This is a genomic window from Thauera butanivorans, from assembly GCF_048398245.1.
Taxonomy (GTDB): Bacteria; Pseudomonadota; Gammaproteobacteria; order Burkholderiales; family Rhodocyclaceae; genus Thauera; species Thauera butanivorans.
Genome location: NZ_CP183038.1, coordinates 803361 through 830267, shown reverse-complemented (window position 1 = coordinate 830267; position 26907 = coordinate 803361). Strand labels below are relative to the sequence as shown.

Genomic DNA, 26907 nt, shown 5'->3' with positions numbered 1-26907 from the left:
GGACACGGAGGACCGCCATGCGTCAACGCCGCCTGATGAACCAGATCAACGTCGTCCCCTACATCGACGTGATGCTGGTGCTGCTGGTGATTTTCATGGTCACCGCGCCGATGATCCAGCACGGCACCATCGAAGTGCCTTCGGCCAGCGCGGGCACCCCCCCGCCGCAGGCCGAAGCACTCGTCATCGAAGTGGCCGCCGACGGCAAGCTCGGGCTGCGGGCCAGCAGCAGCGGCACGTCCCGCGCCCTGCGCAACGACCAGCTCCAGCCCGCGCTGCTGGAAGCGCTGGAGAAGAATCCGGAACAGGCTTTCCTCGTCGCCGCCCACAGCACGCTGGACTACCAGAAGGTGATCGACGTGCTCGAAGTCGCCCGCGGCGCCGGCGTGCGCAAGATCAGCCTGATCACTCAGAGCAGCACGCCACGGCAATGAGGGATCGCGTCGTACCGCCGCGCAAGGCACCGGGCAAATGGCAGTCGCTCGGACTGACCATCGCGGTCCATCTGGGCCTGTTCCTGTTCCTGTTCTTCGGCGTCCGCTGGCAAAGCCCGCCGCCGGCCGGGCTCGAAGTCGGACTCGTCAGCGCACCCGAAACGGCCGCGCCGGCGCCGAAGCCGGCGCCGAAGCCCGAACCGGCACCGAAGCCCGAACCCAGGCCGGAACCGAAACCCGAGCCCAAACCGGAGCCTCCGCCTCCCAAGCCGGAGCCGAAACCCGAACCGCCCAAGCCGGCGGCCAAGCCCGAGATCGCCACCAAGGCACCGGAGAAAAAGCCGGAGCCCAAACCTCAGCCGAAACCGGAACAGAAGAAACCCGAGCCGAAGAAACCGGAACCCAAGCCGGAGCCGAAGCCCGCACCCAAACCGGAGCCGAAGCCCGCACCCAAGCCGGAGCCCAAGCCTCAGCCGAAACCGGAGCCCAAACCCCCGGCCAAGCCTCAGCCCAAGCCTGCGCAGGACGACTACATGAAGGAACTGCTGGCAAAGGAAACGCAGGCCGCGCAGAACGCCCGGCTCGAAGGCATGCTGCGGCAGGAGGCCGCCCGCGCCGGCGCGCAGGGCGAAATGGACAAGTACGTGAATGCGATCCGCACCAAGGTACGCGGCAAGCTCCTGCCGCCGCCGGGGCTGTCGGGAAACCCGGAAGCGGTCTTCGAGGTCGATCAGACTCCGACCGGCGTCGTGCTCGCCGTACGGCTCAAGCGCTCGTCCGGCGTACCCGCGCTGGACCAGGCCATCGAGCGCGCGATCCTGGCCTCGGACCCCTTGCCCACGCCTTCGAACCCGGCTCTGTTCCAGCGCACGCTCGAACTCAGATTCCGTCCGCTGGCCGACAACTAAGCATGCCTTATCTACTTAATCCATCGATATAATCTGCGGCTGGAGCGGCCTCACATGACACGAACCCTGACCCTCTTCCGACTCTTGCTGGCCATCGTGCTGGCCGGCTTCGCGCTGGGCGCGCGCGCGCAGCTTTCGATCGAAATCACCGGCGCCGGCGCCTCGCGCTTTCCGGTGATCATCCCGATCTTCGAGCACGAGGGCCAGTTGCCCAACAGCGTCACCGACGTGGTACGCGCCGACCTCGATCGCAGCGGACTGTTCAGCCTGGTCGACCTCGGCCCGCTGGCGCTGCCGGAATCCGTCATGCCCGACCTGCCGGCGATGCGCGGCCGCGGCGCCGACGCGGTGCTGACCGGCAGCGTCGTCGCCCAGGGCAGCGGCCGCTACGAAGTGCGCTTCCGCCTGTTCGACACCCAGACCCAGCTCGAACTCGGCGCCATGGCGCTGCCGATGACGGCCTCGCAGAACCGCCTCGTCGGCCACCGCATCGCCGACTTCGTCTACGAAAAACTCACCGGCCAGCCCGGCTACTTCTCCACCCGCATCGCCTACGTGGTCAAGAGCGGCCCCAACTTCGAGCTGCAGGTCGCCGACGCCGACGGCATGAACGCAGCCACCGCGCTGCGCTCGCGCGAGCCCATCATCTCGCCCGCGTGGTCGCCGGACGGCCAGCGCCTGGCCTACGTCTCGTTCGAGCAGAAGAAGCCGATCATCTACGTGCACACGCTCGCCACCGGCCAGCGCCGCGTCGTCTCCAATTTCAAGGGCTCCAACTCCGCCCCCACCTGGTCGCCCGACGGCAGCCAGCTCGCGGTGGTGCTGACCAAGGACGGCCAGTCGCAGCTCTACGTGCTCAACGCCGACGGTTCGGGCGTGCGTCGCCTGGCCAGCTCGTCCGGCATCGACACCGAGCCTTTCTGGGGCCGGGACAACAACATCTACTTCACTTCCGATCGCGGCGGCAGTCCGCAGATCTACCGTATCTCCGCTGGCGGCGGCAGCGCCCAGCGGGTGACCTTCGACGGCAACTACAACGTCAGTCCGCGCCTGTCGGCGGACGGCAAGCTGCTTGCCTTCATCACCCGCAACGGCGGCCGCTTCCAGGTGGCCGTGCAGGACCTCGCCTCCCGCCAGACAACGATCCTCACCGATTCGGCACGCGACGAATCGCCCAGCTTCGCCCCCAACGGCCGCATGATCCTCTACGCCACCGAAAGCGGCGGGCGGGGCGTGCTGTCGGCGGTGTCGTCGGATGGGCGGATCAAGCAACGCCTGACGGTGAAGGCCGCCGATGTCCGCGAACCCGCCTGGGGTCCGCAGCCACGGCAATAACAAAGCTGCAACAACCACTGCTGTCTCAAAACCAGACATACCGGAGCATCACACATGAAGAAGCTTGCAATCCCCGCCCTGCTGTCGCTGATCCTGGCCGCGTGCTCGAGCACCGGCCCCACCGACACTGCAGCCCAGGTCGAAGACCGCTCGTCGGGCACCGGCGTCGCCACCGTCACCGCCGACAGCGCCGCCGGCTCGGGCATCGCCGCGCTGACCGACCCGAACAACATCCTGTCCAAGCGCAGCGTGTTCTTCGACTTCGACAGCTACGTCATCCAGCCGGAAGCCAAGCCGCTGATCGAAGCCCACGCCCGCTTCCTGGTGCAGAACCCGCAGATGAAGATGCTGATCCAGGGCAACACCGACGAGCGCGGCAGCCGCGAGTACAACCTCGCGCTGGGCCAGAAGCGCGCCGACGTGGTCAAGCAGGCGCTGCTGCTGCTGGGCGCCCGCGAAGCGCAGATCGAGTCCGTCAGCCTGGGCGAGGAAAAGCCGCGCTGCGACGCGCCCACCGAAGCGTGCTTCGCCGAGAACCGCCGCGGCGACATGCTCTACTCGGGCGAGTTCTGAGATGAAGCGCCTGCTGCCGCTGGCGGTGATCCTCGTCCTGTCATCGGCCGGAGCCGCGCAAGCGGCTTTGTTCGGTGACAACGAGGCCCGCCGGCAGATCACCGACATGCGCCAGGACATCGAGGGCCGGCTGGAAACCACCAGCCGCGGCCAGCTCGAGCTCGCCAACCAGAACGAACAGCTGCGTGCCGAAGTCGCCCGCCTGCGCGGCCAGATCGAACTGCTGGTCAACGAGGTGGAAACCCTCAAGCAGCGGCAGCGGGACTTCTACGTCGACCTCGACACCCGTCTGCGCCAGATCGAGACAGGCGGTGCAACGGCCACCGGCGGCGGCGACCCCGCCGCCGAATCCGCCGACTACGAGGCTGCGCTGAATCTGCTCAAGGAAGGCAAGCATCGCGAGGCACTGGCCGCCTTCGACGCCTTCGTCGCCAGGTACCCCGCGGGCGATTTCAGCGCCGGCGCCCATTTCTGGGCAGGCAATGCCGCGCTGCAGGCCAAGGACATCAACGCCGCCACCAAGCACTTCAACACCGTGCTGACCAAGTGGCCCAACGAGAACGTCGCTCCCGACGCCCTGCTCGGCCTGGCCAACAGCCAGCAGTCGATCGGCGACGCAGCCACCTCGCGCCGCACGCTGCAGACGCTGGTCGAACGCTATCCGCAGAGCAACGCCGCCCAGGTCGCCAGGCAGCGCCTCGGCCAGCGCTGAGGCCGGCGTGACGGCAAACGAAACAGTGACGGCAGCAGCCGTCAAACTGCGCATCACCGAGATCTTCGCCTCGGTGCAGGGCGAATCGACCCGGGTCGGCCTGCCGACGGTGTTCGTGCGCCTCACCGGCTGTCCGCTGCGCTGTACCTGGTGCGACACCGCCTATGCCTTCACCGGCGGCGAGTCGCGCAGCCTCGACGACATCATGGACGAGGTCGCAGGCCACGGCCTCAAGCACGTCTGCGTCTCCGGCGGCGAACCGCTGTCGCAGAAGAGCTGCCTGGCGCTGATGCGCGCACTGTGCGACGCCGGCTACTCGGTGTCGCTCGAAACCAGCGGTGCGCTCGACATCGGCAAGGTCGATCCGCGCGTGTCGCGCGTCGTCGATCTCAAGGCGCCCGGCTCCGGCGAAGTCGAACGCAATCTGTACGCCAACATCGCCCTGCTCACGCCTCACGACGAAGTCAAGATCGTGCTGGCCGACGAAGCGGACTACGAGTGGGCCAAGCGCCAGATCGCCGAACACCGCATCGCCGAGCGCTGTACCGTGCTGCTGTCGCCGGTCGCCGGCTCGCTCGACCCCGCCCGGCTGGCGGAATGGGTCGTGCGCGACCGCCTGCCGGTCCGCTTTCAACTGCAACTGCACAAAGTGCTGTGGAACGACGCCCGCGGCCGCTGAGCCGCGGCACAGCCGTCCCCGGCACCACAGATCGGAAGCTTTCCCGATGACTCAAGCCAAACGCGCCGTCGTCCTGCTGTCAGGCGGCCTCGACTCCGCAACCTGCCTCGCCATCGCCCGCGACCAGGGCTTCGACGCCTACGCCCTGTCGGTCGCCTACGGCCAGCGCCACACCGCAGAGCTGACGGCCTCGCTGCGCGTCGCCCAGGCGCTGGGCGCCCGCGAGCATCGGCTCGCGCGCATCGACCTCGGCCAGTTCGGCGGCTCCGCGCTGACCGACCCGTCCATCGAGGTGCCCGAGGACATGCCCGCAGACGGCGAGAGCGCCGGCATCCCCGTCACCTACGTGCCCGCCCGCAACACCGTGATGCTGTCGATCGCCATGGCCTGGGCCGAAGTCCTCGGCGCCAACGACATCTTCATCGGCGTCAATGCGGTGGACTATTCCGGCTACCCCGACTGCCGCCCGGCCTTCATCCAGGCTTTCGAGACGATGGCCAACCTGGCCACCCGGGCAGGCGTCGAAGGCGCCCGCCTGCGCATCCACGCACCGCTGATCGACCTCAGCAAGGCCGACATCATCCGCCGCGGCATCGCGCTCGGCGTCGACTACGGCATCACCGTCACCTGCTACCAGGCCGACGAGGCCGGCCGCGCCTGTGGCCGCTGCGAAGCCTGCCGCCTGCGCGCCGCAGGCTTCGCCGGCGCAGGCGTGACGGACCCCACGCCCTACCAGTTGCGCAACGCCTGACCCGGCCACGGGGCACCGTCCCTGCAGCCTTCGGCTCAACGCTGCCGGGGTTTTCGCCTAGAATGGCCGGCCATCCCGTTGCCGGCTGCACCATGGAAGAAACGATCGTCTCCGCCTCCACCATCGCCTGGCTCGCTTTCGCCGTCAGCACGGTGTTCGGCTTCGTCGCCAATCGGACCAACTTCTGCACCATGGGTGCGGTGTCCGACATCATCAACATGGGCGACTGGAGCCGCATGCGCATGTGGGTCGTTGCCATCGCGGTCGCCATCCTCGGCACCGCCGCCTTGCAACTGGCCGGACTCATCGACGTCACCCGCTCGATCTACACCGGCAGCAAACTGACCTGGCTGTCGCACATCGTCGGCGGCCTCGCCTTCGGCGTCGGCATGACGCTGGCCTCGGGCTGCGGCAGCAAGACCCTGATCCGCATCGGCGGCGGCAATCTCAAGTCGCTGGTGGTCTTCGTCTTCCTCGCCATCAGCGCCTACATGACGCTGCGCGGCCTGTTCGCCGTCTGGCGCGTCAACATCCTCGATACCGTCGCCGCAGAGCTGCCGCATACCCAGGACATTCCCGCCTTCATCGCTGCCGCCGGCATCGAGCCGGCCAGCGCACTGGCGATCTCCGCCGGCCTGATCGGCATCATCCTGCTGCTGTGGGCCGTCGCCGAGCGCGATGCGCGCACTGTCGACGTCTGGCTCGGCGGCGTGGTCGTCGGCGCCACCGTGATCGCCGGCTGGTACGTCTCCGGCCACATCGGCTACGTCGCCGAACACCCCGAAACCCTGGAAGAAGCCTTCATCGCCACCAACAGCGGCCGCGCCGAATCCCTCACCTTCGTCGGGCCGCTGGCCTTCACGCTCGAGCTGCTGATGTTCTGGAGCGACACCAGCCGCATCGTCACCTTCGGCATCGCCAGCGTGCTCGGTGTCATCGCCGGCTCGGCCCTCTACGCCGTGGTGTCGAAGAGCTTCCGCCTCGAAGGCTTCCGCGACGCCCCCGACCTCGCCCGCCACATGATCGGCGGCATCCTGATGGGCTTCGGCGGCGTGACGGCGCTGGGCTGCACCATCGGCCAGGGCATCACCGGACTGTCCACCCTGGCCGTCGGCGCCTTCATCACCACCGCCGCCATCATCACAGGCTGCGCCATCGCGATGAAGATCCAGTACTGGCTGCTGATGCGGGAAGCCTGAACCAGGCCGGGAGACGGCAGTGCGTTGTTGACGTGGCTGCCTCCAGCTTCTAGAATTCCGCCTCTCTTTTGGGTCGTTAGCTCAGCTGGTAGAGCAGCGGACTTTTAATCCGTTGGTCGCAGGTTCGAATCCTGCACGGCCTACCAAATTCAAATGAAACGCCAATCCTGTCAAAGGATTGGCGTTTTGTTTTTTTCGCCTCCCCCGCAGCACCGGCCAACCCAAGCCCCGGCATGTATCCCGAATTGTCCAACCCGTATCGGGATACATGCCTCTGCAAATCCGTCCGCCCTGGAAAAATCCAGGATACATCCGCCTGTTCAAATGGCAGCACGGCCCGAACGGCGGGCATCTCGATCCGAGGAGCAGGCACATGAAGACATGGACGAAGGCACTGATCGCCACCGGCGTCATCGCGGTGCATGCGCTGGGTTTTGCGGCCACCAGCCAACCCCGCAACGAAACACCCCGGAGCGGGCTGCTCGCAATGCAGGCCGCCGAAACGGAATGGCTGCTGCCGGAAGTCGTCGTCACCGCCGACAGCGGAAGACCACCGAAGGAGCGAGGCGGCAGGCACGCCGCCCGGCACGGAAGCGGCTGCCGCTTCCATTGCGATGACGGCGGCGAAGCACACCGGACGCCCGCCCACCGCACTTGATTACAACACCCCGATTGGACAGGCCACCCGAGAAGCAGGTATCATGCCCGCCACTGAAGATTGGCGAAGCCGCTTCCGTCCCCACGGCGCCGCTGTTGCCGTGGCCCCGGAAACATCGAGCCGATGACCGCCTCACCCGCCCATGGCCTGGATGACGCCGTGGCGCATGCGAGGGGCGGCCCTTCCCCTTCAATGACCTACCGTGTCGTCCGGTGAGCCCTTTGGCGGGTTCGCCCGGTTTTTCCGAGACACAAGCTGCGGCACCCGTGTGCTGCAGGCCGATGTGGTCTTCGCGCCCGACAAGCGTTCCGGACCGCTCTCATGCTGCGCGCCGGCTTGCATCCGGCGCACGGCTCGCACCCGTGCGAATGATGCGGGTGTGCAATCGCCCCAGCTTTGAAGCGGCCTGTCACTTTTGCGCAGGCCCGGCCGGTCCGCCCCTTGCGCCACGCGCACAAGCCCCCGGCCCGATGCCCTTCCCCGGCGGAGGTGGGCAAATCGCCGCTGCGCGCCCGAGGCATGCGCTCCGGCACAATGACAAGGAGCCCGAACATGGCCAAGGAAGAACTCATCGAAATGCACGGATCCGTTACCGAAGTCCTGCCGGATGGACGCTACCGCGTCACCCTGGACAACGGCCACAACCTCATCGCCTACTCCGGCGGCAAGATGCGCAAGCACCACATCCGCATCATCGCCGGCGACAACGTCTCGCTCGAGATGTCGCCCTACGACCTGAGCAAGGGCCGCATCACTTTCCGCCACTTGCCGGGCCGTCCGGCCGGCACCGCGTCGGCCCCGCCGCCCCGCCGCCGCTGAGCGTTCAGCCCTTCGAAGCCCCTGCCGGATCGGCAGGGGCTTTTTCGTTGACGCCGGCATCCGCTCGCAACGGCCTGTACCTGCATCGAACGACATGGGAACATCACCCTCGCTGCGGATGTCATCACAGGGCTGCACACGAATCACACCCCCACGGATGGAGATGAAGATGGATGCACACGACACCTCGACGACCGAGTTCGACAGCCTGCTGCCTGCCGCGCGGGTGGACCGCCGCGGCTTCGTCACGACGATCGCCGCCACCGGCTTCGCCCTTGCCGTGCTCCCGGTCCAGGCAAGCACGGTGATCAGCACCGATGCACGAGGCCTGGACGCCGGCACGAGCACCGTCCAGACTGCCGACGGCAAATTGCCGGTGTACTTCGCCCGCGTCGCCGGGAGCGACAAACTGCCGGTGGTGCTGGTGATACAGGAAATCTTCGGCGTACACGAGCACATCCGCGACGTCTGCCGCCGCCTGGCCAAGCAAGGCTACCTGGCCATCGCGCCGGAGCTGTTCTTCCGCCAGGGCGACCCATCCAAGCTCGAAAACGTCGCCGACATCCTGTCGTCCATCGTGCCCAAGGTGTCGGACGCCCAGGTCATGGCCGATCTCGACGCCTGCGCCGAGTGGGCCGCGACGAAGGGCGGCGACGCGTCGCGGCTGGCGATCACGGGTTTCTGCTGGGGCGGGCGCATCACCTGGCTGTACGCCGCGCACAACCCGAAGCTCAAGGCCGGCGTCGCCTGGTATGGCCGGCTGGACGGCGCCCCTTCGGACAACCAGCCGGCGCATCCGATCGACGTCGCCGCGCAGCTCCACGCGCCGGTGCTCGGCCTCTACGGCGGCCAGGACCAGGGCATCCCGCTCGACGACGTCGAAGCCATGCGCGCCGCCATCGATGCGGCCGGCAAGCCGAGCGAGATCATCGTCTATCCCGACGCGCCCCACGCCTTCCATGCCGACTATCGGCCGAGCTATCGCCAGACTGAAGCGGAAGACGGCTGGAAGCGCCTGCTGGAGTGGTTCTCGGCCAAGCTGTGATCGCCAGCGGGCGCCTCGGCCGCATGGGTGGCAGGGGCGCCCGCCGTCACACGGCCGGCCTCGGCGCGCGCCACGCCGAGGCCGGCAAACCAGCCGAAGGCAATGCCGCAGATCGCCGCCAGCAAGGCCGACAGGTATTTCCTCCAGCGCCCCTTCATGCTTCGCCCCACCCGCTCGCGGCACTTCGCAATGCGGATTGGACGCAGGCAGGCGCCCGGACGTTCCAGGGACCAGCGTTCCTCCTGCGGCCAGCACTCCAGCCGCCGGAGGAACGCCGGCTCCCGGCTCAAGCAGGCCGCACGGCCTCCTTGCCCTTGTCGTCTCCCGGCGTCCCGCCGCCAAGCTCTTCCAGCAGCCGTGCCGCCACCAGGCCGTTGACCAGGCCGAACACCACCGCGGCCAGCGCAAACACCGGCACGAGGTAGAACACCCCGTCGTGCGGCACCAGCCACAGCCGCGCCACCACCAGTTGCGCACCGATATGCGCGAATGCCGCCAGAATGCTGTGGCTGACCGGGCCGAACCAGCGCCGCGGCAGATGCATCGCCAGTCCCAGCACCACCAGGCTGGCGAGCGCGCCGGACAGGCTCAGGAAAAACCCCGGCGCAAGGAACTGGCCCAGCAGCAGGCTGCCGGCGAAGACCCGCAGCAAAGCCACCCATACGGCTTCGCGCCAGCCCCAGCGTGCCAGCACGATCAGGGTGACGATGTTCGCCAATCCGGGCTTGACCCCCGGCAGGGGCAGCGGAATCGCCGCCTCGGCCACGGTCAGCACGATCGCCGCCGCCGCATGGCGCGCGATGCGGCGGTCCTTCGGCGAAGGAAGGAGTTCAATAGTTGAGTGAGTCATAGTCGGCCCCACGGCCGGTCAGGCTGAGGCTGACTTCGTTCGGTGCGCAGATCGCCACCGCGCCGGCCTGGGTCAACCAGCCCTGGCGCACGCAATACTGCCGCGGGCCAGGGTCCGCGGCGACGCGCGCGCGGCCGGGCTGGATTTCGATGCGCGTGGTGCCGAGCGGCCCTGCCACTTCGACCACCCGCGGCGCCGACAGCGCGACCTCGGCCACGACCTTGCCGCCGGCACGCACCACCGCAGTTTCGGGCCGCCCGCCCTGCCACAGTACCGCTGCGGCATGGACGCACACGGCAAGGCCGGCAGCCGCGATCAGCACGTCGCCCGGCCGCAGCAGCGCCCGCCAGGCGGCAAGCGGGAAGCTCACGGCTGTTTTTCGGCCACCGGCGCATGCACTGCCGCGGCGCCGCGATCCGCCGCCCGCCGCGCTGCGGAGCGGTGGCGAACGATCACGCTGAGCTGGTCGCGGAAGCAGTCCGCCAGCCATTCGGCGATATAGACCGAGCGGTGCTGCCCACCGGTGCAACCGATCGCCACCGTCAGATAGCTGCGATTGTCACGCATGTAGGCCGGCAGCCAGTTGGCGATGAAGCGGCGGATGTCCTCGCTCATGCGGGTGACTTCGGGGATCTTGCGCAGGAACTCCTTGACCGGCTCGTCGCATCCGGTCAGCGGCCGCAGGCGCGGATCGTAGTACGGGTTGGGCAGGCAGCGGACGTCGAACACCAGGTCGGCATCCAGCGGGATGCCGTACTTGAAGCCGAAGGACTCGAACATCAGCGTCAGCCCCTGGCTTTCCTCGACCCGGATGAAATCCTTGACCCAGGCACGCAGCGTGTTCGGGTGCAGATCGCTGGTGTCGATGCGATGGGCCAGTTCGGCGATCTGCGCCAGCGCATCGCGCTCGCGCTTGATCGCCTCTTCCACGGTGACGCCGTCGCCCGCCAGCGGGTGGCGGCGGCGCGTCTCGGAAAAGCGCGCGATCAGCGTGTCGTCGCGCGCGTCGAGGAAGATGAAACGCAGGTCCGAGACCGTATCGCGCAGTTGCTCGACCTGGCTCGGCAAGGCCGCGATGCTCGCGCCCGAGCGCATGTCGACCGCGATCGCCGCGCGCGCCCAGCCTCCGCCACGCAGGTGCGTCACCAGTTGCGGCAGCAGCGCCGCCGGCAGGTTATCCACGACGTAGTAGCCGGCATCCTCCAGCACGTTGAGCGCAATGCTCTTGCCCGACCCCGACAAGCCGCTTATCAATACGATCTGCATGGTCCCTCTTCATCTGGAAACGGCGCGCAAGCCACGGGCGCGCTTCAGCCCCTTCGACCCGCGGATCGGCATTTCGATCCTCCGGCAGGCGCCAGTCGGAATGGGCGGCCTGCCGGCGTGAGCGAACTCCGTTCCGCGCGGATCTCTTCCGGCGCATTCTTGCGGGTCCGGGAACAGCGATTGTATCTGCTTGTTGCGGCCTAGCCTTCAACCTCCATATTCGCGCCACGCAGTTTCTGTTGGACGGCCCGATAGCCCCTTGGCGTCATGCCGGTCCAGTGGCGAAAGGCGCGGTGGAAAACGGCGGGAGAGCTGAACCCCAATGAGTAAGAAATCTCGGCCAGCGAGACGTCCTGGTGCGTGAGGTTCAGGATGGCCAGATCCCTGCGCAGCTCGTCCTTGATACCCTGAAACGACAGCCCTTCGTCCTGCAACCTGCGGATCACGGTGCGCGAGGACATGTGGAGCTTGCCCGGAACATCTTCCCGCGTTCGCCCAAGCTCCGCGTACAGCAATTCGCGTACCTTCAACCGCATGGCGTGCTCGTGATAGGAGGTGAAAATCCAGTCGCGGGGGCACGCTGCAGGAATATGCGTACGTCGGCTGCATTGCGTTCCGCCCGGATTCTTCCGAGCTCCGCATCGAGAAAGAACACCACGTCCGGCAGGCCCTCGAAATCAGGCATCTCAGGTCAACAATTCGGCCCCGTGGTGCCTTGGTGAACCATTCGATCCAAGCCGAAGTGCGACCATCTGCGGGATTACGGGGCGGGACCGGGCTTGGCCATCTGCCAGGAAATCGCCCTGGCGCATGGCTGGCGTCTCATAGCCGAGCGGGCTGAAGCCTCGGCCGCCGTGGGCAGATTGCCGGCCCGATCCGGCATCCGCCCCCGCCTTCGGTGCTGGTGCCTCATGCCTCCGGCTCGTTCAGCGCCGCTTCCAGATGGCGCGCCGACTCGACCAGCGCCGGCAGGTAGCGCGCGGCCGCCTCGGCATGCGAGACCGCGCGCACGAGGTAGATCACGTTGATGCTCGCGATCACCTTGCCGCTCTGGAACACCGGCACCGCGATCGCGCCGATCTTGCGTTCCGCGCTCCAGTCGCCCTCGTTCGAGCTGTAGCCGCGGCTGCGCGTCTGCTCGAGCAGGTTGGCGATGAACCTCTCGTCGCTGGCCAGCGCAGCCTGCACCGGGTCGCGGCGCAGCAGCACCAGCAGGGCCTCGCGCTCGGCGTCGGCGCAATAGCAGAAATAGGCGCGCCCGGCCGCGGTCAGCAGCATCGGCAGGCGCTCGCCCACCATCGCGCGGTTGAAGGACAGCGAGCTGAAGCGGTGCGTCGATTCGCGGATCAGCATCGAGCCGCCGTCGGGCGTGCATAGGTCCGACGGCCAGCGCACCTGCTGCAGCAACTGGGCGAGCACCGGGCCGGACACCATCGAGATGCGCTCCTCGTCCTTGAAGCCTTCCGACAAGGCGCGGACATTCAAGGTCAGCACGTAGCGGTCGTCCGACGCGCTGCGCTTCACATAGCCCTCTTCGATCAGCGTCTCCAGCAGCCGGCGCACCGTCGTGCGGTGCAGCCCGGTGCCGGCGGCAAGCTGCGCGAGCGAGGCGCGCCCCTTGTCGTGCCGGTTCAGCACTCGCAGCAGATCCAGCCCGCGGGCAAGGCTGCGCACGGCCCCATAGTCGGCGCCCGTATCAGGTCTCATGCGATAAAACCCTTTACAAACAATGTTGTGCGCCCTGTGGACGGTGATCGAAGTGTTTTTGTCCAGAGGTTCAAGAATTTTTAGACTCTGCCCAACTAATCGCAGCATAAAGAATATTTCTTACCCGAACCATCCGACGCGCATCGCCCGGAAAAACGGCGATCCAGCGCAGCCCCGCACCTCAGGAGTCTGCAACATGAACGAAAACACCCGCTTCGATGCCGACGTCGTCGTCGCCGGCGCCGGCCCGGTCGGCCTCGCCATCACCAGCATGCTCGGCCTGCACGGCGTCAAGGCCATCCTGCTCGAGCGCGGCGACGAGCTGATCGACTACCCGCGTGCCGTCGGCATGGACGACGAGTGCCTGCGCACGCTGCAGGGCATCGGCATGGCCGAGGCGGTGCTGCCGCATCTGACCCCCCACCACTGGATGCGCTTCGTCACCAAGAGCGGGCGCTGCTTCGCCTCGATCGAGCCGCGCACCGACGAATTCGGCTGGTCGCGCCGCAACGCCTTCAACCAGCCGCTGGTCGACCGCGTGCTGCTCGACGGCCTCGAGCGCTTCGACAACGTCGACGTACGCCTGGGTAGCGACGTGCTGCGCTTCGAACAGGATACCGACGGCGTCAGCCTCGACGTCAAGCGCAGCGACGGCACGGTCTACACCCTGCGCACGCGCTGGCTGGTCGGCAGCGACGGCGGCCGCAGCCCGATCCGCACCGCGCTCAACGTCGGCTTCGGCGGCTTCACCGACACTTCCAAGTGGCTGGTGGTGGACGTGCGCAACGACCCGCTCGGCATTCCCAACATCTACATGCACTGCGATCCCTCGCGTCCGTATGTGTCGGTCGCCCTGCCCGACTCGATCCGCCGCTTCGAGTTCATGATCTTCGAGAACGAAAACGAAGAGGAAATGACCCAGCCGCACAACATGGCGATGCTGATGGCGAAGGTGCTGCCGCCGGGCGTCGATGCCACCAGCCTGGACTACATCCGCAAGCGCGTCTACACCCACAACGCGCGCATCGCCGAGCGCTGGAAAGTGGGCCGCGTGATGCTCGCCGGCGACGCTGCGCACATCATGCCGGTGTGGCAGGGCCAGGGCTACAACACCGGCATGCGCGACGCCGCCAACCTGGGCTGGAAGCTGGCCTACGTGGTCAAGGGCATCGCCTCCGAGAAGCTGCTCGACACCTACCAGCTCGAGCGTCCGCCGCACGCCAAGGCGATGATCGACCTGTCGGTGACCGCCGGCCGCATCTTCTCGCCGCGCAACCCGGCGGTGGTCGCCGCGCGCGACTTCGCCACCTGGGTGCTCAACCTGGTGCCGCCGGCCAAGCGCTACTTTACCGAGATGCGCTTCAAGCCGATGCCCAGGTACGAGACCGGCCTGGTCGTCTCCGAAGCCGAGATCGACACCGAGCCCGGCGTCAAGCAGTTGCTCTGCCAACTGGCGCGCAAGACCCCGCTGCTCGGCCGCCTGATGCCGGCCACGCGCGTGGGCAGGAATTCGCCGGTCGGCAGGCTCTTCATCCAGCCCAAAGTGCGCACCCGCGACGGCGAGGTCAAGCTGCTCGACGACGTCATGGGCAGCGGCTTCGCGCTGGTGTGCTGGGGCGTGGATCCCAGCTTCTGGCTCAACCAGAAGAGCCGCGACATCCTGGCCGCGCTCGGCGGGCGCATCATCACCGTCAAACCGGTGGTGCAGATCCACCGCGAGCAGGCGATCGGCCCCGACGCCATCGTCGTCGGCGACGAGCAGATGCGCCTCAAGGAGTGGTTCGGCAGCCATCGGGGCGCGGTGGCGGTGATCCGCCCGGACCGCTTCGTCGCCGGCCTCGCCTACCCGGTCAGGATCAACGAGCTGCTCGCCCAGGTCGCCGACAAGATGGGCCTGAACGTGGGCAAGGGAGCCGCCTGATGCAAGCGCGCCTGCAGTGCCTCTCGCACACCCCGCTGAAAGGCTGCTTCGACCCCGAGGCCGCCATCGTCAAGGAAGTGGCCGGGCTGGTCGATACCCTGCGCGCGGAGGTCGAGGCCTTCGGCCCCGAGGTGATCTACCTGTTCTGGCCCGATCACCTCAACGGCTTCTTCCTCGACCTGATGCCGCAGTTCTGCATCGGCATGGCGGCCGAGTCGGTGGGTGACTACCAGTCCTCCGCCGGGCCGCTGAACGTGCCGCGCACGCTGGCCGAAGCCTGCGCCCAGGCGGTGGTCGATGCCGGCATCGACCTCGGCTTCTCGTACCGCATGCAGGTCGACCACGGCTGCGCCCAGCCGCTCGAAGAGCTCACCGGCGCGCTCGATCGCTACCCGGTGGTGCCGATCTTCATCAACTCGGTGGCGCCACCGGTGGTGAGCTTCCAGCGCGCCCGCCTGCTCGGCGAGGCTGTCGGCCGCTTCGCCCGCGCGCGGGGCCAGCGCGCGCTGTTCATCGGCTCCGGCGGCCTGTCGCACAACCCGCCGGTGCCGCAGATGGCGACTGCGACCGATCCGGAAGTCATCGCCCGCCTGATCGACAACCGCAACCCTTCGCCCGAAGCCCGTGCCGCCCGCCAGGCGCGCACGATCGCCGCCGCCGAAGCCTTCACCGCCGGCACCAGCACCTTGCATCCGCTCAACGCCGAGTGGGACCGCAAGCTCATGGAACGGCTCGCCGCGCGCGACTGGGCGGCGATCGACGCCTACCGCAACGCCGACATCACCGCCGACGCCGGCGGCTCGGCGCACGAGGCCAAGACCTGGGTCGCGGCGGTGGCCGCGATGGACGCCGCCTGCGCCGGCGCCTGGCAGGCCGAGGAACGCTACTACCGCGAGATCCCGGAGTGGATCGCCGGCTTCGGCGCCCTCAGCGGCCGCTCCCGCTGAACCCCGAATCACCCACGACGCACCTTCGCCATACAACGCAACATCCTGACAATCAGAGAGACCAGGAGATGAAAATGAAGCTACGCATCAAGACCCAACTCGCTGCCATCGCCCTCGCCCTGTCGGCCGGCCACGCCGTCGCCGACATCAACGTCGGCGTCGTGTTCTCGCTCACCGGCCCGGCCGCCTCGCTCGGCGCCGAGACGCGCAAGGCGCTCGAACTCATGCCCGCCACCCTGGGCGGCGAAAAGATTAACTACGTCGTGCTGGACGACGCCACCGACCCGACCAACGCGGTCAAGAACACCCGCAAGCTGGTCGGCGAGAACAAGGTCGACGCCATCATCGGCCCCAACCTGATCACCAACGGCATGGCGATGGTCGACGTCGCCAACGAGACCAGGGTGCCGATGCTGTCGATCGCGCCGATCGACCCCGCCGCCGACAAGCGCGCCTGGGCCTTCCGCGTCGAACCCACCGCCGACATCATGGTCGGCCGCGTGGTCGAGGACATGAAGGCCAAGGGCGTCAAGACGGTCGGCTTCATCGGCTTCTCCGACTCCTGGGGCGAGCTGCTGCTGAAGGCGCTGACCGAGACCACCCAGGCTGCCGGCATCAAGATCGTCGCCACCGAGCGCTACGCCCGCACCGACACCTCGGTCACCGGCCAGACCCTCAAGGTGATGTCCGCCCGTCCGGACGCGGTCTTCGTCGGCGGCTCGGGCACCCCGGCGGCCCTGCCCCAGAGCACGCTGCGCGAGCGCGGCTACAAGGGCCCGATCTACCAGTCGCACGCGGTAGCGAACCGCGAGTTCCTGCGCCTGGGCGGCAAGAACGTCGAAGGCGCCCGCCTGCCGGTCGCGCCGGTGCTGGTGGCCGAACAGATGGCCGACGGCCATCCCAACAAGGCCGCTGGCGTCGCCTTCCTGCAGCAACTCGAAGGCAAGCTCGGCGCCGACTCGCGCTCGACCTTCGCCGGCGCCGCCTGGGACGCCTGGCTGCTGCTCGAGAACGCCATGAAGGAAGCGGTCAAGACCGCCAGGCCGGGTACCCCGGAGTTCCGTGAAGGGATCCGCAACGCCCTCGAAAGCACCTCCGGCCTGGTTGGCGTCAATGGCACCTACACCTTGAGTGCCGAGGATCACGGTGGCTACGACCCGAAGGCGGTCGTGCTGATCGAGGTCGTCAACGGCAAGTGGTCGCTCGTCAAATAAGCGGTCGGACCCCAGTGCGCGCCGCCGATGCCCGTGTTCAGGGCCGGGCCGCGCTTTTCCACCACGCCCCCATCGGCAGCCGAAAGCATGCCGCGTGGCGGAAGCGCCTGCGCGGTTCCGCCGCGCCGCATCGGGGGCGGGGAAAAGGAGGACGAGATGGATTCAACTGTTGCACTGATACTGGGCCAGGACGGCATCACCAACGGCGCGATCTATGCGCTGCTGGCGCTGGCGCTGGTACTGGTATTCGCGGTCACGCGGGTGATCTTCATCCAGCAGGGCGAGTTCGTCGCCTATGGCGCGCTGACGCTGGCGATGATGCAGGGCGGCGGCGTGCCGGCCACCGTCTGGCTGCTGCTGGTGATGGGCGTGCTGGTCACGCTGTTCGACGGCGTCGCCGCGCTGCGTGCCGGCCAGGCGCGCAAGGCCGCGTCGGTGGCGGGCTGGAACCTGGCCTATCCACTGGTGCTGGCCGGGCTGTTCGCGGCGGCGCCGGTGGCCTCGCTGCCGCTGGCCGCGCACGTCGTGCTGACGCTGGCCATCGTCGTGCCGATGGGGCCGATGATGTACCGGCTGATGTACCAGCCGATCGCCTCGGCGCCGGTGCTGATCCTGCTGATCGTGTCGGTAGCGCTGCACATCGCCATGGTCGGGCTCGGCCTGCTGTTCTTCGGCGCCGAAGGCCACCGCACGCCCGCCTTCAGCGACGCCAGCTTCGATCTCGGCCCCTTGCTGATCACCGGCCAGACGCTGTGGGTGCTGGTGGTGTCGGCGCTGCTGATCGTGGCGCTGTACCAGTTCTTCGAGCGCACGCTGTACGGCAAGGCGCTGCGCGCGACCGCGATCAACCGCGTCGGCGCCCAGCTGATGGGCATCTCGCCGGCGCTGGCGGGCAAGCTCACCTTCTTGCTGGCGGCCTTCATCGGCGCGCTGTCGGGCGTGCTGATCGCCCCGATCACCACCATCTACTACGACACCGGCTTCCTGATCGCGCTCAAGGGCTTCGTCGCCGCCATCATCGGCGGCCTGGCCAGCTACCCGCTGGCGGCGCTGGGCGCGCTGGCGGTGGGGCTGCTCGAAGCCTTCGCTTCGTTCTGGGCCAGCGCCTACAAGGAAGTCATCGTCTTCACCCTGATCATCCCCGTGCTGCTGTGGCGCTCGCTGCGTAGCCACCACGTGGAGGAAGAAGAATGAGAACCGACCGTCTGCTGCTGGGGGCCTTCCTCGCCCTGCTGCTCGCCGTGCCGGCGATCCTGTCGCCGTACTACGTGACGCTGTTGAACTACATCGGCCTGTATGCGATGGTCGCCCTCGGCCTGGTGCTGCTGACCGGGGTGGGCGGGCTCACGAGCTTCGGCCAGGCCGCCTTCGTCGGCCTGGGCGCCTACACCACCGCGGCGCTGAGCACCGCCACCGAGCTGCCGGCCTGGCTGGCGTGGGTGGGCGCCTCGCCGTGGCTGACGCTGGTCGCCGGGCTGCTGATCACCGCCACCGTGGCGCTGATCCTGGGTTCGCTGACGCTCAAGCTGTCGGGCCACTTCCTGCCGCTGGGCACGATCGCCTGGGGCATCAGCCTGTACTTCCTGTTCGGCACCATGCAAAGTCTGGGCGGGCACACCGGCATCACCGGCATTCCGCCGATCGAACTGTTCGGCTGGACGCTCGACGACGGCAGCGAGATCTACTACCTGATCTGGGCCTTCCTGCTGGTGGCGATGCTCACCACCCACAACCTGCTCGATTCGCGCGAAGGCCGTGCCATCCGCGCGCTCAAGGGCGGGCGGGTGATGGCCGAGGCGATGGGCGTGGATACCTCGCGCGCGCGCATGATCATCTTCGTCATCGCCGCGCTGCACGCCTGTGCCGCGGGCTGGCTGTACGCCCACATGCAGCGCTTCGTCAATCCGACCCCGTTCGGCGTGCATATCGGCATCGAGTACCTGTTCATGGCGGTGCTCGGCGGCGCCGGCTACGTCTGGGGCGCGATCGTCGGCGCCGGCGTGATCACCGTGCTCAAGCAATGGCTGCAGGACTGGCTGCCGCAGCTGCTCGGCGCCAGCGGCAACTTCGAGATGATCGTGTTCGGCATCCTGATGGTGCTGGTGCTGCACCGGGCGCGCGAAGGCCTGTGGCCGATCCTGAAGAAGCGGGTGCCGGTGCCGGTGGTGCACAAGAAGATCGACGCCGCCGCCGAGCCGCTGCCGCGGCGCACGCTGCCGGCCGCCGGCGAGCCGATCCTGGTGGCGAAGGACGTGACGCGCAAGTTCGGCGGCCTGGTGGCCAACAACAACATGAGCCTGGAAGTGCGCGCGGGCGAGATCCTCGCGCTGATCGGCCCCAACGGCGCCGGCAAGAGCACGATGTTCAACCAGATCTCGGGCGTCGACACGCCGACTTCGGGCGAAGTGCTGTTCCTCGGCAAGCCGGTGGCCGGCCACGACTCGCGCGAGATCGCCCGCATGGGCATGAGCCGCAGCTTCCAGCACGTCAAGCTGCTGCCGACGATGAGCGTGCTCGAGAACGTGGCCATCGGCGCGCACCTGCGCAGCGACAAGGGCGTGTTGAGTTCGGCCTGGCGCCTGGACCGTGCGGAAGAAGCGCGCATCCTCAAGGAGGCGGCGTACCAGATCGAGCGCGTGGGCCTGAAGGACTTCATGTACGAGGAGGCGGGCAGCCTCGCGCTGGGCCAGCAGCGCATCCTCGAAATCGCCCGCGCGCTGTGCGCCGACCCCTGCCTGCTGCTGCTCGACGAGCCTGCGGCCGGCCTGCGCTTCAAGGAAAAGCAGGCACTCGCCGAGCTGCTGAAGAAGCTGCGCGCCGAGGGCATGGCCACGCTGATCGTCGAGCACGACATGGACTTCGTCATGGGCCTGGTCGATCGCGTGGTGGTGATGGAGTTCGGCCAGAAGATCGCCGAGGGCCTGCCCGAGGAGATCCAGAAGAACCCGGCGGTGCTCGAAGCCTACCTGGGCGGTGTGGAATGAGCGAGGAGAACGCGATGACACAGCAGCAAACGCAGGCCGCCGCCTCGAACGCGGGCGCGAAGAACCCGGTGCTGGAAGTCCGGGACCTGTGCGTGTCCTACGGCAAGGTCGAGGCGCTCACCCACGCCAGCCTGACCGTGGGCGAAGGCCAGATCGTGACCGTGATCGGCCCCAACGGCGCGGGCAAGACGACGATGCTGTCGGCGATCATGGGCGTGCTCGGCTCGAAGGGGCAGGTCGCCTTCGACGGCACGCTCGAAGTGGTGCCCGAGGTCGAGCGCATGGTCGCGCGCGGCATGAACCTGGTGCCCGAGAAGCGCGAGCTGTTCGGCGAGATGAGCGTCGAGGACAACCTGGTGCTGGGCGCCTTCCAGCGCTACCGCATGGGCAAGCGCGACCACGCGCAGACGCTCGAAGAAGTCTATGCGCTGTTCCCGCGCCTGAAGGAGCGCCGCGACCAGGCCGCCGGCACGATGTCCGGCGGCGAACGCCAGATGCTGGCGGTGGGCCGCGCGCTGATGGCGAAACCGAAGCTGCTGATGCTCGACGAGCCCAGCCTGGGGCTGGCGCCGCTGATCGTGCGCGAGATCTTTCGCATCATCGCCGAGCTGCGCCGGCGCGGGGTGTCGATCCTGCTCGTGGAGCAGAACGCGCGCGCCGCGCTGCAGGTGGCCGACTACGCCTACGTGCTCGAGACCGGCCAGGTCGCCATGCAAGGCCCGGCGCACGAACTGGCCGACGATCCGCGCGTCATCGAGGCCTATCTGGGCTTCGGCAGCAAGCACCAGGCGATGCTGGTGAGCTGACAGACCCGAGCAAGGAGATTCCGATGGAAGCAATGCGCATATTGATGGATGAGCACCAGTCGCTGGCGGCGATCATCCACGCCATCCGCTACATGATCAAGGAGATCGGCGAGGGCCGGCTCGAGCCGGATCACAAGCTGCTGAAGGCGATGGTCGAATACCTCGACGCCTACCCCGAGAAGCGACACCACCCCAAGGAGGATGAATTCCTCTTCGGACCGCTGCGCGCGCGCACCCAGGAGGGGGCTGAAGTGCTGGCCCACCTGGAGCGGGAACACGCCGAAGCCGACGCCCGCATCAAGACGCTCGAAGCCGCGCTGGCGCGCTACCAGTCGGGCGAGGTGGGCGGCTTCGAGGCCTTCAGCGAGGCTTTCGATGCCTACGCCGAGTTCTACCGCCTGCACATGATGACCGAGGAGCGCGAGGTGCTGCCGCTGATCCGCAAGCACTTCACCGCCGAGGACTGGGAAAAGGCCAACGCCGGCTTCATCGCCGACGATCCGCTCAGCGGCACGCGGGCGACCGCAAGAACCGGCGAAGAGGACTTCGCACAGATTTTCTCCAGGCTCGTCGCCGCCGCACCGGCGCCGATCGGGCTTGGAACCGGACCATACAAGGGCTGAACGCCCACGACCACCACGGCAGACACATGCCGCCCACCCGACACCAACAGGACCGACAACGATGACCATTCAGACTGCCCCCCTGACCGAAGCCGCCACCAGCCACCTCATCCGCCTCGAGGTGAATGAACTCGACGTGCAGGTGCATTACAACGACTGCGGTGCCGGCGCGGAAACCGTCGTCATGCTGCACGGCTCGGGCCCCGGCGCCACCGGCTGGGCGAACTTCCACCGCAACGTCGACGCCTTTGTCGGCGCCGGCTACCGCGTGCTGCTGCTGGACTGCCTCGGCTGGGGCAAGAGCGACCCGATCGTGTGCACCGGCTCGCGCTCGGATCTCAACGCCCAGACCCTGAAGGCGCTGCTCGACGCCCTGCAACTGGACAAGGTGCACATCGTCGGCAACTCGATGGGCGGTCACAGTGCGGTCGCCTTCGCGCTCTCCAACCCGGCCCGCGTCGGCAAGCTGATCCTGATGGGTGGCGGCACCGGCGGCCCGAGCCAGTTCGTGCCCATGCCCACCGAAGGCATCAAGCTGCTGCAGGGCCTGTACCGCGAGCCGACGATCGAGAACCTGAAAAAGATGATGAACGTCTTCGTCTTCGACCCGGGCAGCATGACCGAGGCGCTGTTCCAGGCCCGCCTGGACAACATGCTGGCGCGCAAGGACCACCTCGAGAACTTCGTCAAGAGCCTGGCCGCCAACCCCAGGCAGTTCCCCGACCAGGGCTCGCGCCTGGGCGAGATCACCGCGCCGACGCTGGTGATCTGGGGCCGCGACGACCGCTTCGTGCCGATGGACGTCGGCCTGCGCCTGATCTGGGGCATGCCCAACGCCGAGCTGCACATCTTCAACCGCTGCGGCCACTGGGCCCAGTGGGAGCATGCGGACAAGTTCAACCGCATGACGCTCGACTTCCTGGCGCACTGAGCCAGCCATCGGCCGCATTCCACACGAAACACTGGGACAAGAGTCAGAAATGGACGAAAACACGATCAAGCACTGCGGCGACGAGCTGTACTCGGCACTGCGGGACCGCAGCCCGATCGCACCGCTCACCGAGCGCCATCCCGACATCCGCATCGAGGATGCCTACCGCATCCAGCAGCGCATGATCGCCCGCCGCATCGAGGCGGGAGAGCGCATCGTCGGCAAGAAGATCGGCGTCACCAGCAAGGCGGTGATGAACATGCTCGGCGTCGACCAGCCGGACTTCGGCATGCTCACCGACGCGATGGTGTACGGCGCCGGCGACCCGATTCCAGCGTCGTCGCTGATCCAGCCCAAGGCCGAGGGTGAGATCGCCTTCGTGCTCAAGCACGACCTGATGGGTCCGGGCGTGACCGCAGCCGACGTGCTGCGGGCGACCGAAGGCGTGATGGCCTGCTTCGAGATCGTCGACTCACGCATCCGCGACTGGAAGATCCGCATCCAGGACACCGTGGCCGACAACGCCTCCTGCGGCGTCTTCGTGCTCGGCTCCAGGCTGATCGACGTGCGCGACCTCGATCTCGTCACCTGCGGCATGGTGCTGGAAAAGAACGGCGAGGTCGTCGTCACCGGCGCCGGCGCAGCGACGATGAACTCGCCCGTCAATGCGGTCGTGTGGCTGGCGAACACCCTCGGCCGCCTGGGGATCGGCCTCGAGGCGGGCGAGATCGTGCTGTCCGGCGCGCTCGGCGCGATGGTGCCCGCCCAGGCCGGCGACAACCTGCGCATGACCGTCGCCGGCATCGGCGACTGCTCGGTGCGCTTCGTCTGAGCACAAGGACACGGTGCACGGCCAGGCCGGCGGCGCACGAGAGTAGGTGCCCCGGCCCCCGCCCCCCGACCCATGACAGGCGCCAAGCCAGCACAGAGACAGAGGAACCCACGATGTCGTCCAAACAGGACCTGACCCGGCAATTCACCGCGGAAGAAGGCATCATCCACATCGGTGGCATCGAGGCGCTGGTGCGCCTGACGATGGACCAGATCCGCTTCGACCGTCGCCGCGGTCTGAACAACGCCATGTTCGTGTCCGGCTACCGCGGCTCGCCCGTCGGCATGCTGGACGCCAACTTCATCAGGCAGCAGAAGCTGCTGCTGCAGCACAACATCCACTTCGTCGACGGCCTCAACGAGGACCTCGCCGCCACCGCCGTGTGGGGCACCCAGATGATGCACACGGTCGGCGGGCAGAAGTTCGACGGCGTGGTCGGCACCTGGTACGGCAAGGCACCCGGCGTGGACCGCTCGGGCGACGCGCTCAAGCACGCCAACTACACCGGCACGCTCAAGAACGGCGGCGTGCTCGCCATCTTCGGCGACGACCCGAGCTGCAAGTCGTCCTCGCTGCCGAGCCAGTCGGAGGCCATGTTCTACCACGTCGGCATCCCCTCGCTGTACCCGGGCAACGTGCAGGACATCCTCGACTTCGGCCTGCACGGCTACTACCTGTCGCGCATCTGCGGCCTGTGGGCGGGGCTCAAGATCGTCACCAACGTCGCCGACGGCAGCGGCAGCGCGCTCGTCGACCCGGACCGCCTGCAGTTCGTCACCCCGGTGGTGGAGCTCGACGGCCGCCCCTACACGCCCGGGGTCAACCTCGGCATGAACGTGCGCAAGGACGCGCTCGACATGGAGCGCACCCTGTACTACGCGCGCCTCGAACTCGCCCGCCAGTACGCGCGCGCGAACGGCCTCAACAAGCTCACGCTCCCCAACCCCGACGCCTGGCTGGGCATCGTCGCCGCCGGCAAGACCTACCACGACCTGCGCCAGGCTTGCATGGAAATGGGCCTCGACGACGACGCGCTGCGCCGCGCCGGCGTGCGCATCCTCAAGATCGGCATGCTCAACCCGCTGCAGCCGGACGACATCCGCGACTTCGCGCGCGGCCTGGAGGAAATCCTCGTCGTCGAGGAGAAGCGCCCCTTCATCGAACTCTTCGCCAAGGAAATCCTCTACGGCACCGCCAACGCGCCGCGCATCGTCGGCAAGCGCGACGAGGAAGGCCGCGACCTGCTGCCCTTCCACGGCGAATTCGAGTCCGACATCATCGCCCGCGCGCTGCACGCCCGCCTGTCGCGCAAGACGAAGCTGGAATCGGCCGAAGCCTGGATCCGCCGCCTGGACGAGATCCACGGCCGCCACGCGCCGGCCACGCTGACGCGCTCGGCCTGGTACTGCTCGGGCTGTCCGCACAACACCTCGACCAAGGCCCCCGACGGCAGCATCGTGTCGGCCGGCATCGGCTGCCACACGATGGCGATGTGGATGAACCGCGGCGTGGTGATGGGCACCCACATGGGCGCCGAGGGCGCGCAGTGGATCGGCATGCAGCCCTTCACCGACACCCGGCACATCTTCCAGAACATGGGCGACGGCACCTACGCCCACTCCGGCAGCCTGGCGGTGCGCTACTGTGCGGCGACCGACACCGACATCACCTTCAAGATCCTGGTCAACAGCCACACCTCGATGACCGGCGGCCAGCAGATCATGGGCGCCGAGCCGGTGCGCAACCTGGTGGCCGAACTGGTCGCCAACGGCGTCAAGCGCATCATCGTCACCACCGAGGACCTGTCGCGCTACAACGCGGTCGATCTCGCGGGCAACACCGAAATCTGGCACCGCGACCGCATCATGGAAGCGCAGAAGCTGCTCGCCGGGACGGCGGGCACGACCGTGCTGATCCACGACCAGGAGTGCGCCGCCGAACTGCGCCGCCAGCGTGGCCGCGGCAAGGCGTGGGAGCCGGCAGCGGTGATGGTGATCAACGAGCGCGTGTGCGAAGGCTGCGGCGACTGCGGCGAGAAGTCCAACTGCATGTCGGTCGAGCCGGTGCAGACCGAGTTCGGCCGCAAGACGCGCATCCACCAGCCCTCGTGCAACAAGGACTACTCCTGCGTGAAGGGCTTCTGCCCGTCCTTCCTGACCATCACGCCCAAGGCCGCGCCGGAGAGCGCCGACGGTGGCAAGAAAAAGAAGCAGGGCCGCCTGCCCGCGCTCGAGCGGACGCTGCCCGACCCCGTCCTCAAGGTGAACCCGGACGACTTCGGCGCCCACGTCATGGGCATCGGCGGCACCGGCTCGGTCACGGTGGCGGCGACCATCGCCAATGCCGCGCGCCTCGACGGCAAATGGGCGGTCGGGCTCGACCAGACCGGCCTCGCCCAGAAGGGCGGCGCGGTGATCTCCGACATCAAGATCACCGCCCGGCCCTTCGATGGCGCCAACAAGATCTCCGACGGCAGCACCGACCTCTACCTCGGCTTCGACATCCTCAACGCCACCGACGGCAAGAACCTGGACAAGTGCCATCCCGGGCGCACGATCGCGATCGTGTCCACCGGCCAGGCACCGACCGGCTACATGGTGTCGGACAAGTCGGTGCAGTTCCCCAACGTCGATCGCCTCACCCAGGGCATCGACCGCGTCACGCGCCGCAACGACAACGTCTACCTCGACGCGCAGACGCTGGCCGAGGGCCTGTTCGCCGACAGCATGGCGACCAACATGTTCATGGTCGGCGTGGCCTACCAGGCCGGCGCACTGCCGATCGGCGCCGAGGCCTTCGAGACCGCGATCGAGCAGGCCGGCGTCGGTGTGGACATGAGCCTGCTCGCCTTCAAGTGGGGCCGCATGGCGGTGATCGACCTCGACTACGTCCACGCCGAGATCCGCAAGCACGAGGCCAAGGCGCCCAAGCTGCCCGAAATGACCGCAGAGGCACGCCAGATCGTGGATTCGGTCGGCGCCACGGGTGAAGTACGCCGCCTGCTCGAAATCCGCGTGCCCGACCTGATCGGCTACCAGGATGCCGCCTATGCACGCCGCTACGCGGCCAAGGTGAGGCAGGTGATGGAAGCCGAGAAGCGCGTTGCGCCGGAGAGCTCGGCGCTCGCCGAAGCCGCCGCGCGCCACCTCTACAAGCTGATGGCATACAAGGACGAGTACGAGGTCGCCCGCCTGCATTCCGATCCGGCCTTCCTGGCCGAACTGGACGCGCAGTTCCCGCACGGCTACACGGTCGAGTACAACCTCGCCCCGCCGCTGCTGACCAAGCGCGACCCGCAGACCGGCGAACCGATCAAGCAGAAGTACGGCGCCTGGATGCTGAAGGCCTTCCGCCACCTGGCGAAGATGAAGCACCTGCGCGGCGGCAAGTGGGACATCTTCGGCAAGACCGAAGAGCGCCGCATGGAGCGCCAGGCGATCGAGGACTACGACCGCCTGCTCGACACGCTGTGCGACAAGCTCGATCGCGACAAGCTCGCGATCGCGGTCAAGCTCGCCAGCCTGCCGGACGAGGTACGCGGCTACGGCCACGTCAAGGAGCGCCACATGGCGCTCGCCAAGGCCAGGCAGGCGCAACTGCTGGCCGACTTCGACAACCCGCAGGCCGCCAAGGCCCGCGGCGCGGCACAGGTGCTGCGGTTCACATGAGCCCGGCCGGCCCAGCTCAAGGCCGATTACCGGAACAAGAGCTCC

Annotated in this window: 26 protein-coding genes and 1 tRNA gene; 22 read left to right on the top strand and 5 right to left on the bottom strand. The window is 67.8% G+C overall.

The window, feature by feature from the left end:
- The first annotated feature begins 17 nt into the window (after nucleotides 1-17).
- The 12 genes from ACNQFN_RS03985 (at nucleotide 18) to ACNQFN_RS03930 (ending at nucleotide 9113) form a co-directional block, all read left to right on the top strand.
- Nucleotides 18-434: an ExbD/TolR family protein gene (locus ACNQFN_RS03985; protein ID WP_068639489.1), complete on the top strand. Its 417-nt coding sequence runs from the start codon at nucleotides 18-20 to the stop codon at nucleotides 432-434.
- Nucleotides 431-1342, top strand: coding sequence for an energy transducer TonB (locus tag ACNQFN_RS03980; protein ID WP_418648026.1), 912 nt, complete (start codon nucleotides 431-433; stop codon nucleotides 1340-1342). The genes ACNQFN_RS03985 and ACNQFN_RS03980 overlap by 4 nt, the downstream gene beginning before the upstream one ends.
- 54 nt (nucleotides 1343-1396) lie before the next feature.
- On the top strand, nucleotides 1397-2677 hold the full coding sequence (gene tolB, locus ACNQFN_RS03975; RefSeq protein ID WP_068639487.1) for a Tol-Pal system beta propeller repeat protein TolB: 1281 nt from the start codon (nucleotides 1397-1399) through the stop codon (nucleotides 2675-2677).
- A gap of 54 nt (nucleotides 2678-2731) precedes the next feature.
- Nucleotides 2732-3250, top strand: a complete 519-nt coding sequence (pal, locus tag ACNQFN_RS03970) for a peptidoglycan-associated lipoprotein Pal (protein WP_068639486.1) — start codon at nucleotides 2732-2734, stop codon at nucleotides 3248-3250.
- 1 nt (nucleotide 3251) lies between these two features.
- On the top strand, nucleotides 3252-3962 hold the full coding sequence (gene ybgF / locus ACNQFN_RS03965) for a tol-pal system protein YbgF (protein WP_418648025.1): 711 nt from the start codon (nucleotides 3252-3254) through the stop codon (nucleotides 3960-3962).
- A gap of 7 nt (nucleotides 3963-3969) precedes the next feature.
- Entirely contained in the window at nucleotides 3970-4641 is a 672-nt protein-coding gene (queE, locus tag ACNQFN_RS03960) for a 7-carboxy-7-deazaguanine synthase QueE (RefSeq protein ID WP_418648024.1), read from the top strand.
- A 46-nt stretch (nucleotides 4642-4687) separates the two neighbouring features.
- Nucleotides 4688-5392, top strand: a complete 705-nt coding sequence (gene queC / locus ACNQFN_RS03955) for a 7-cyano-7-deazaguanine synthase QueC (protein WP_418648023.1) — start codon at nucleotides 4688-4690, stop codon at nucleotides 5390-5392.
- 92 nt (nucleotides 5393-5484) lie between these two features.
- The gene (locus tag ACNQFN_RS03950; RefSeq protein ID WP_418648022.1) at nucleotides 5485-6591 is read left to right on the top strand and encodes a YeeE/YedE family protein; all 1107 of its coding nucleotides are present in this window, start codon (nucleotides 5485-5487) and stop codon (nucleotides 6589-6591) included.
- A gap of 70 nt (nucleotides 6592-6661) precedes the next feature.
- Nucleotides 6662-6737: transfer RNA gene (locus ACNQFN_RS03945), tRNA-Lys, on the top strand.
- Between the two features lie 227 nt (nucleotides 6738-6964).
- Entirely contained in the window at nucleotides 6965-7249 is a 285-nt protein-coding gene (locus ACNQFN_RS03940; protein ID WP_418648021.1) for a hypothetical protein, read from the top strand.
- Between the two features lie 552 nt (nucleotides 7250-7801).
- Nucleotides 7802-8068: a translation initiation factor IF-1 gene (gene infA / locus ACNQFN_RS03935; protein WP_068639481.1), complete on the top strand. Its 267-nt coding sequence runs from the start codon at nucleotides 7802-7804 to the stop codon at nucleotides 8066-8068.
- A gap of 169 nt (nucleotides 8069-8237) precedes the next feature.
- Entirely contained in the window at nucleotides 8238-9113 is an 876-nt protein-coding gene (locus ACNQFN_RS03930; protein WP_068639623.1) for a dienelactone hydrolase family protein, read from the top strand.
- A 286-nt stretch (nucleotides 9114-9399) separates the two neighbouring features.
- On the opposite strand, the gene ACNQFN_RS03925 is transcribed toward ACNQFN_RS03930, so the two are convergent.
- From ACNQFN_RS03925 to ACNQFN_RS03905, 5 genes are all read right to left on the bottom strand, one after another.
- Nucleotides 9400-9963, bottom strand: a complete 564-nt coding sequence (locus tag ACNQFN_RS03925) for a Gx transporter family protein (RefSeq protein ID WP_418648020.1) — start codon at nucleotides 9961-9963, stop codon at nucleotides 9400-9402.
- Nucleotides 9944-10333, bottom strand: a complete 390-nt coding sequence (locus ACNQFN_RS03920) for a NusG domain II-containing protein (RefSeq protein WP_068639617.1) — start codon at nucleotides 10331-10333, stop codon at nucleotides 9944-9946. The genes ACNQFN_RS03925 and ACNQFN_RS03920 overlap by 20 nt, the downstream gene beginning before the upstream one ends.
- Entirely contained in the window at nucleotides 10330-11229 is a 900-nt protein-coding gene (rapZ, locus tag ACNQFN_RS03915) for an RNase adapter RapZ (protein WP_068639618.1), read from the bottom strand. Before rapZ ends, ACNQFN_RS03920 begins: the two co-directional genes overlap by 4 nt.
- A gap of 200 nt (nucleotides 11230-11429) precedes the next feature.
- The gene (locus ACNQFN_RS03910; RefSeq protein ID WP_418648019.1) at nucleotides 11430-11765 is read right to left on the bottom strand and encodes a helix-turn-helix transcriptional regulator; all 336 of its coding nucleotides are present in this window, start codon (nucleotides 11763-11765) and stop codon (nucleotides 11430-11432) included.
- A 373-nt stretch (nucleotides 11766-12138) separates the two neighbouring features.
- Nucleotides 12139-12936 carry a DNA-binding transcriptional regulator gene (locus tag ACNQFN_RS03905; RefSeq protein ID WP_068639619.1) on the bottom strand — a complete coding sequence of 266 codons (798 nt, stop codon included), beginning with the start codon at nucleotides 12934-12936 and terminating at the stop codon, nucleotides 12139-12141.
- A gap of 196 nt (nucleotides 12937-13132) precedes the next feature.
- On the opposite strand from ACNQFN_RS03905, the gene ACNQFN_RS03900 reads away from it, so the two are divergent.
- From ACNQFN_RS03900 to ACNQFN_RS03855, 10 genes are all read left to right on the top strand, one after another.
- Nucleotides 13133-14857: a bifunctional 3-(3-hydroxy-phenyl)propionate/3-hydroxycinnamic acid hydroxylase gene (locus ACNQFN_RS03900; protein WP_068639620.1), complete on the top strand. Its 1725-nt coding sequence runs from the start codon at nucleotides 13133-13135 to the stop codon at nucleotides 14855-14857.
- Nucleotides 14857-15804 (top strand): 3-carboxyethylcatechol 2,3-dioxygenase, encoded by a 948-nt coding sequence (locus ACNQFN_RS03895; protein ID WP_068639621.1) that lies wholly within the window; start codon nucleotides 14857-14859, stop codon nucleotides 15802-15804. The genes ACNQFN_RS03900 and ACNQFN_RS03895 overlap by 1 nt, the downstream gene beginning before the upstream one ends.
- A gap of 74 nt (nucleotides 15805-15878) precedes the next feature.
- Entirely contained in the window at nucleotides 15879-17018 is a 1140-nt protein-coding gene (locus ACNQFN_RS03890) for an ABC transporter substrate-binding protein (RefSeq protein ID WP_418648018.1), read from the top strand.
- 156 nt (nucleotides 17019-17174) lie between these two features.
- Nucleotides 17175-18212 (top strand): branched-chain amino acid ABC transporter permease, encoded by a 1038-nt coding sequence (locus ACNQFN_RS03885; protein WP_418648017.1) that lies wholly within the window; start codon nucleotides 17175-17177, stop codon nucleotides 18210-18212.
- A complete protein-coding gene (locus ACNQFN_RS03880) occupies nucleotides 18209-20002 on the top strand; it encodes an ABC transporter permease subunit (protein WP_418647733.1) in 1794 nt (597 codons plus the stop codon). The genes ACNQFN_RS03885 and ACNQFN_RS03880 overlap by 4 nt, the downstream gene beginning before the upstream one ends.
- 14 nt (nucleotides 20003-20016) lie before the next feature.
- Complete coding sequence (locus ACNQFN_RS03875; RefSeq protein ID WP_068639718.1) at nucleotides 20017-20808, top strand: ABC transporter ATP-binding protein; 792 nt, start codon at nucleotides 20017-20019, stop codon at nucleotides 20806-20808.
- 23 nt (nucleotides 20809-20831) lie between these two features.
- Complete coding sequence (locus ACNQFN_RS03870) at nucleotides 20832-21431, top strand: hemerythrin domain-containing protein (RefSeq protein ID WP_418648016.1); 600 nt, start codon at nucleotides 20832-20834, stop codon at nucleotides 21429-21431.
- Between the two features lie 61 nt (nucleotides 21432-21492).
- On the top strand, nucleotides 21493-22362 hold the full coding sequence (locus ACNQFN_RS03865) for an alpha/beta fold hydrolase (RefSeq protein ID WP_068639593.1): 870 nt from the start codon (nucleotides 21493-21495) through the stop codon (nucleotides 22360-22362).
- A 49-nt stretch (nucleotides 22363-22411) separates the two neighbouring features.
- Entirely contained in the window at nucleotides 22412-23194 is a 783-nt protein-coding gene (dmpE, locus tag ACNQFN_RS03860; RefSeq protein WP_068639592.1) for a 2-oxopent-4-enoate hydratase, read from the top strand.
- Nucleotides 23173-26862 carry an indolepyruvate ferredoxin oxidoreductase family protein gene (locus tag ACNQFN_RS03855; RefSeq protein ID WP_418648886.1) on the top strand — a complete coding sequence of 1230 codons (3690 nt, stop codon included), beginning with the start codon at nucleotides 23173-23175 and terminating at the stop codon, nucleotides 26860-26862. Before dmpE ends, ACNQFN_RS03855 begins: the two co-directional genes overlap by 22 nt.
- Nucleotides 26863-26907 lie beyond the last annotated feature (45 nt).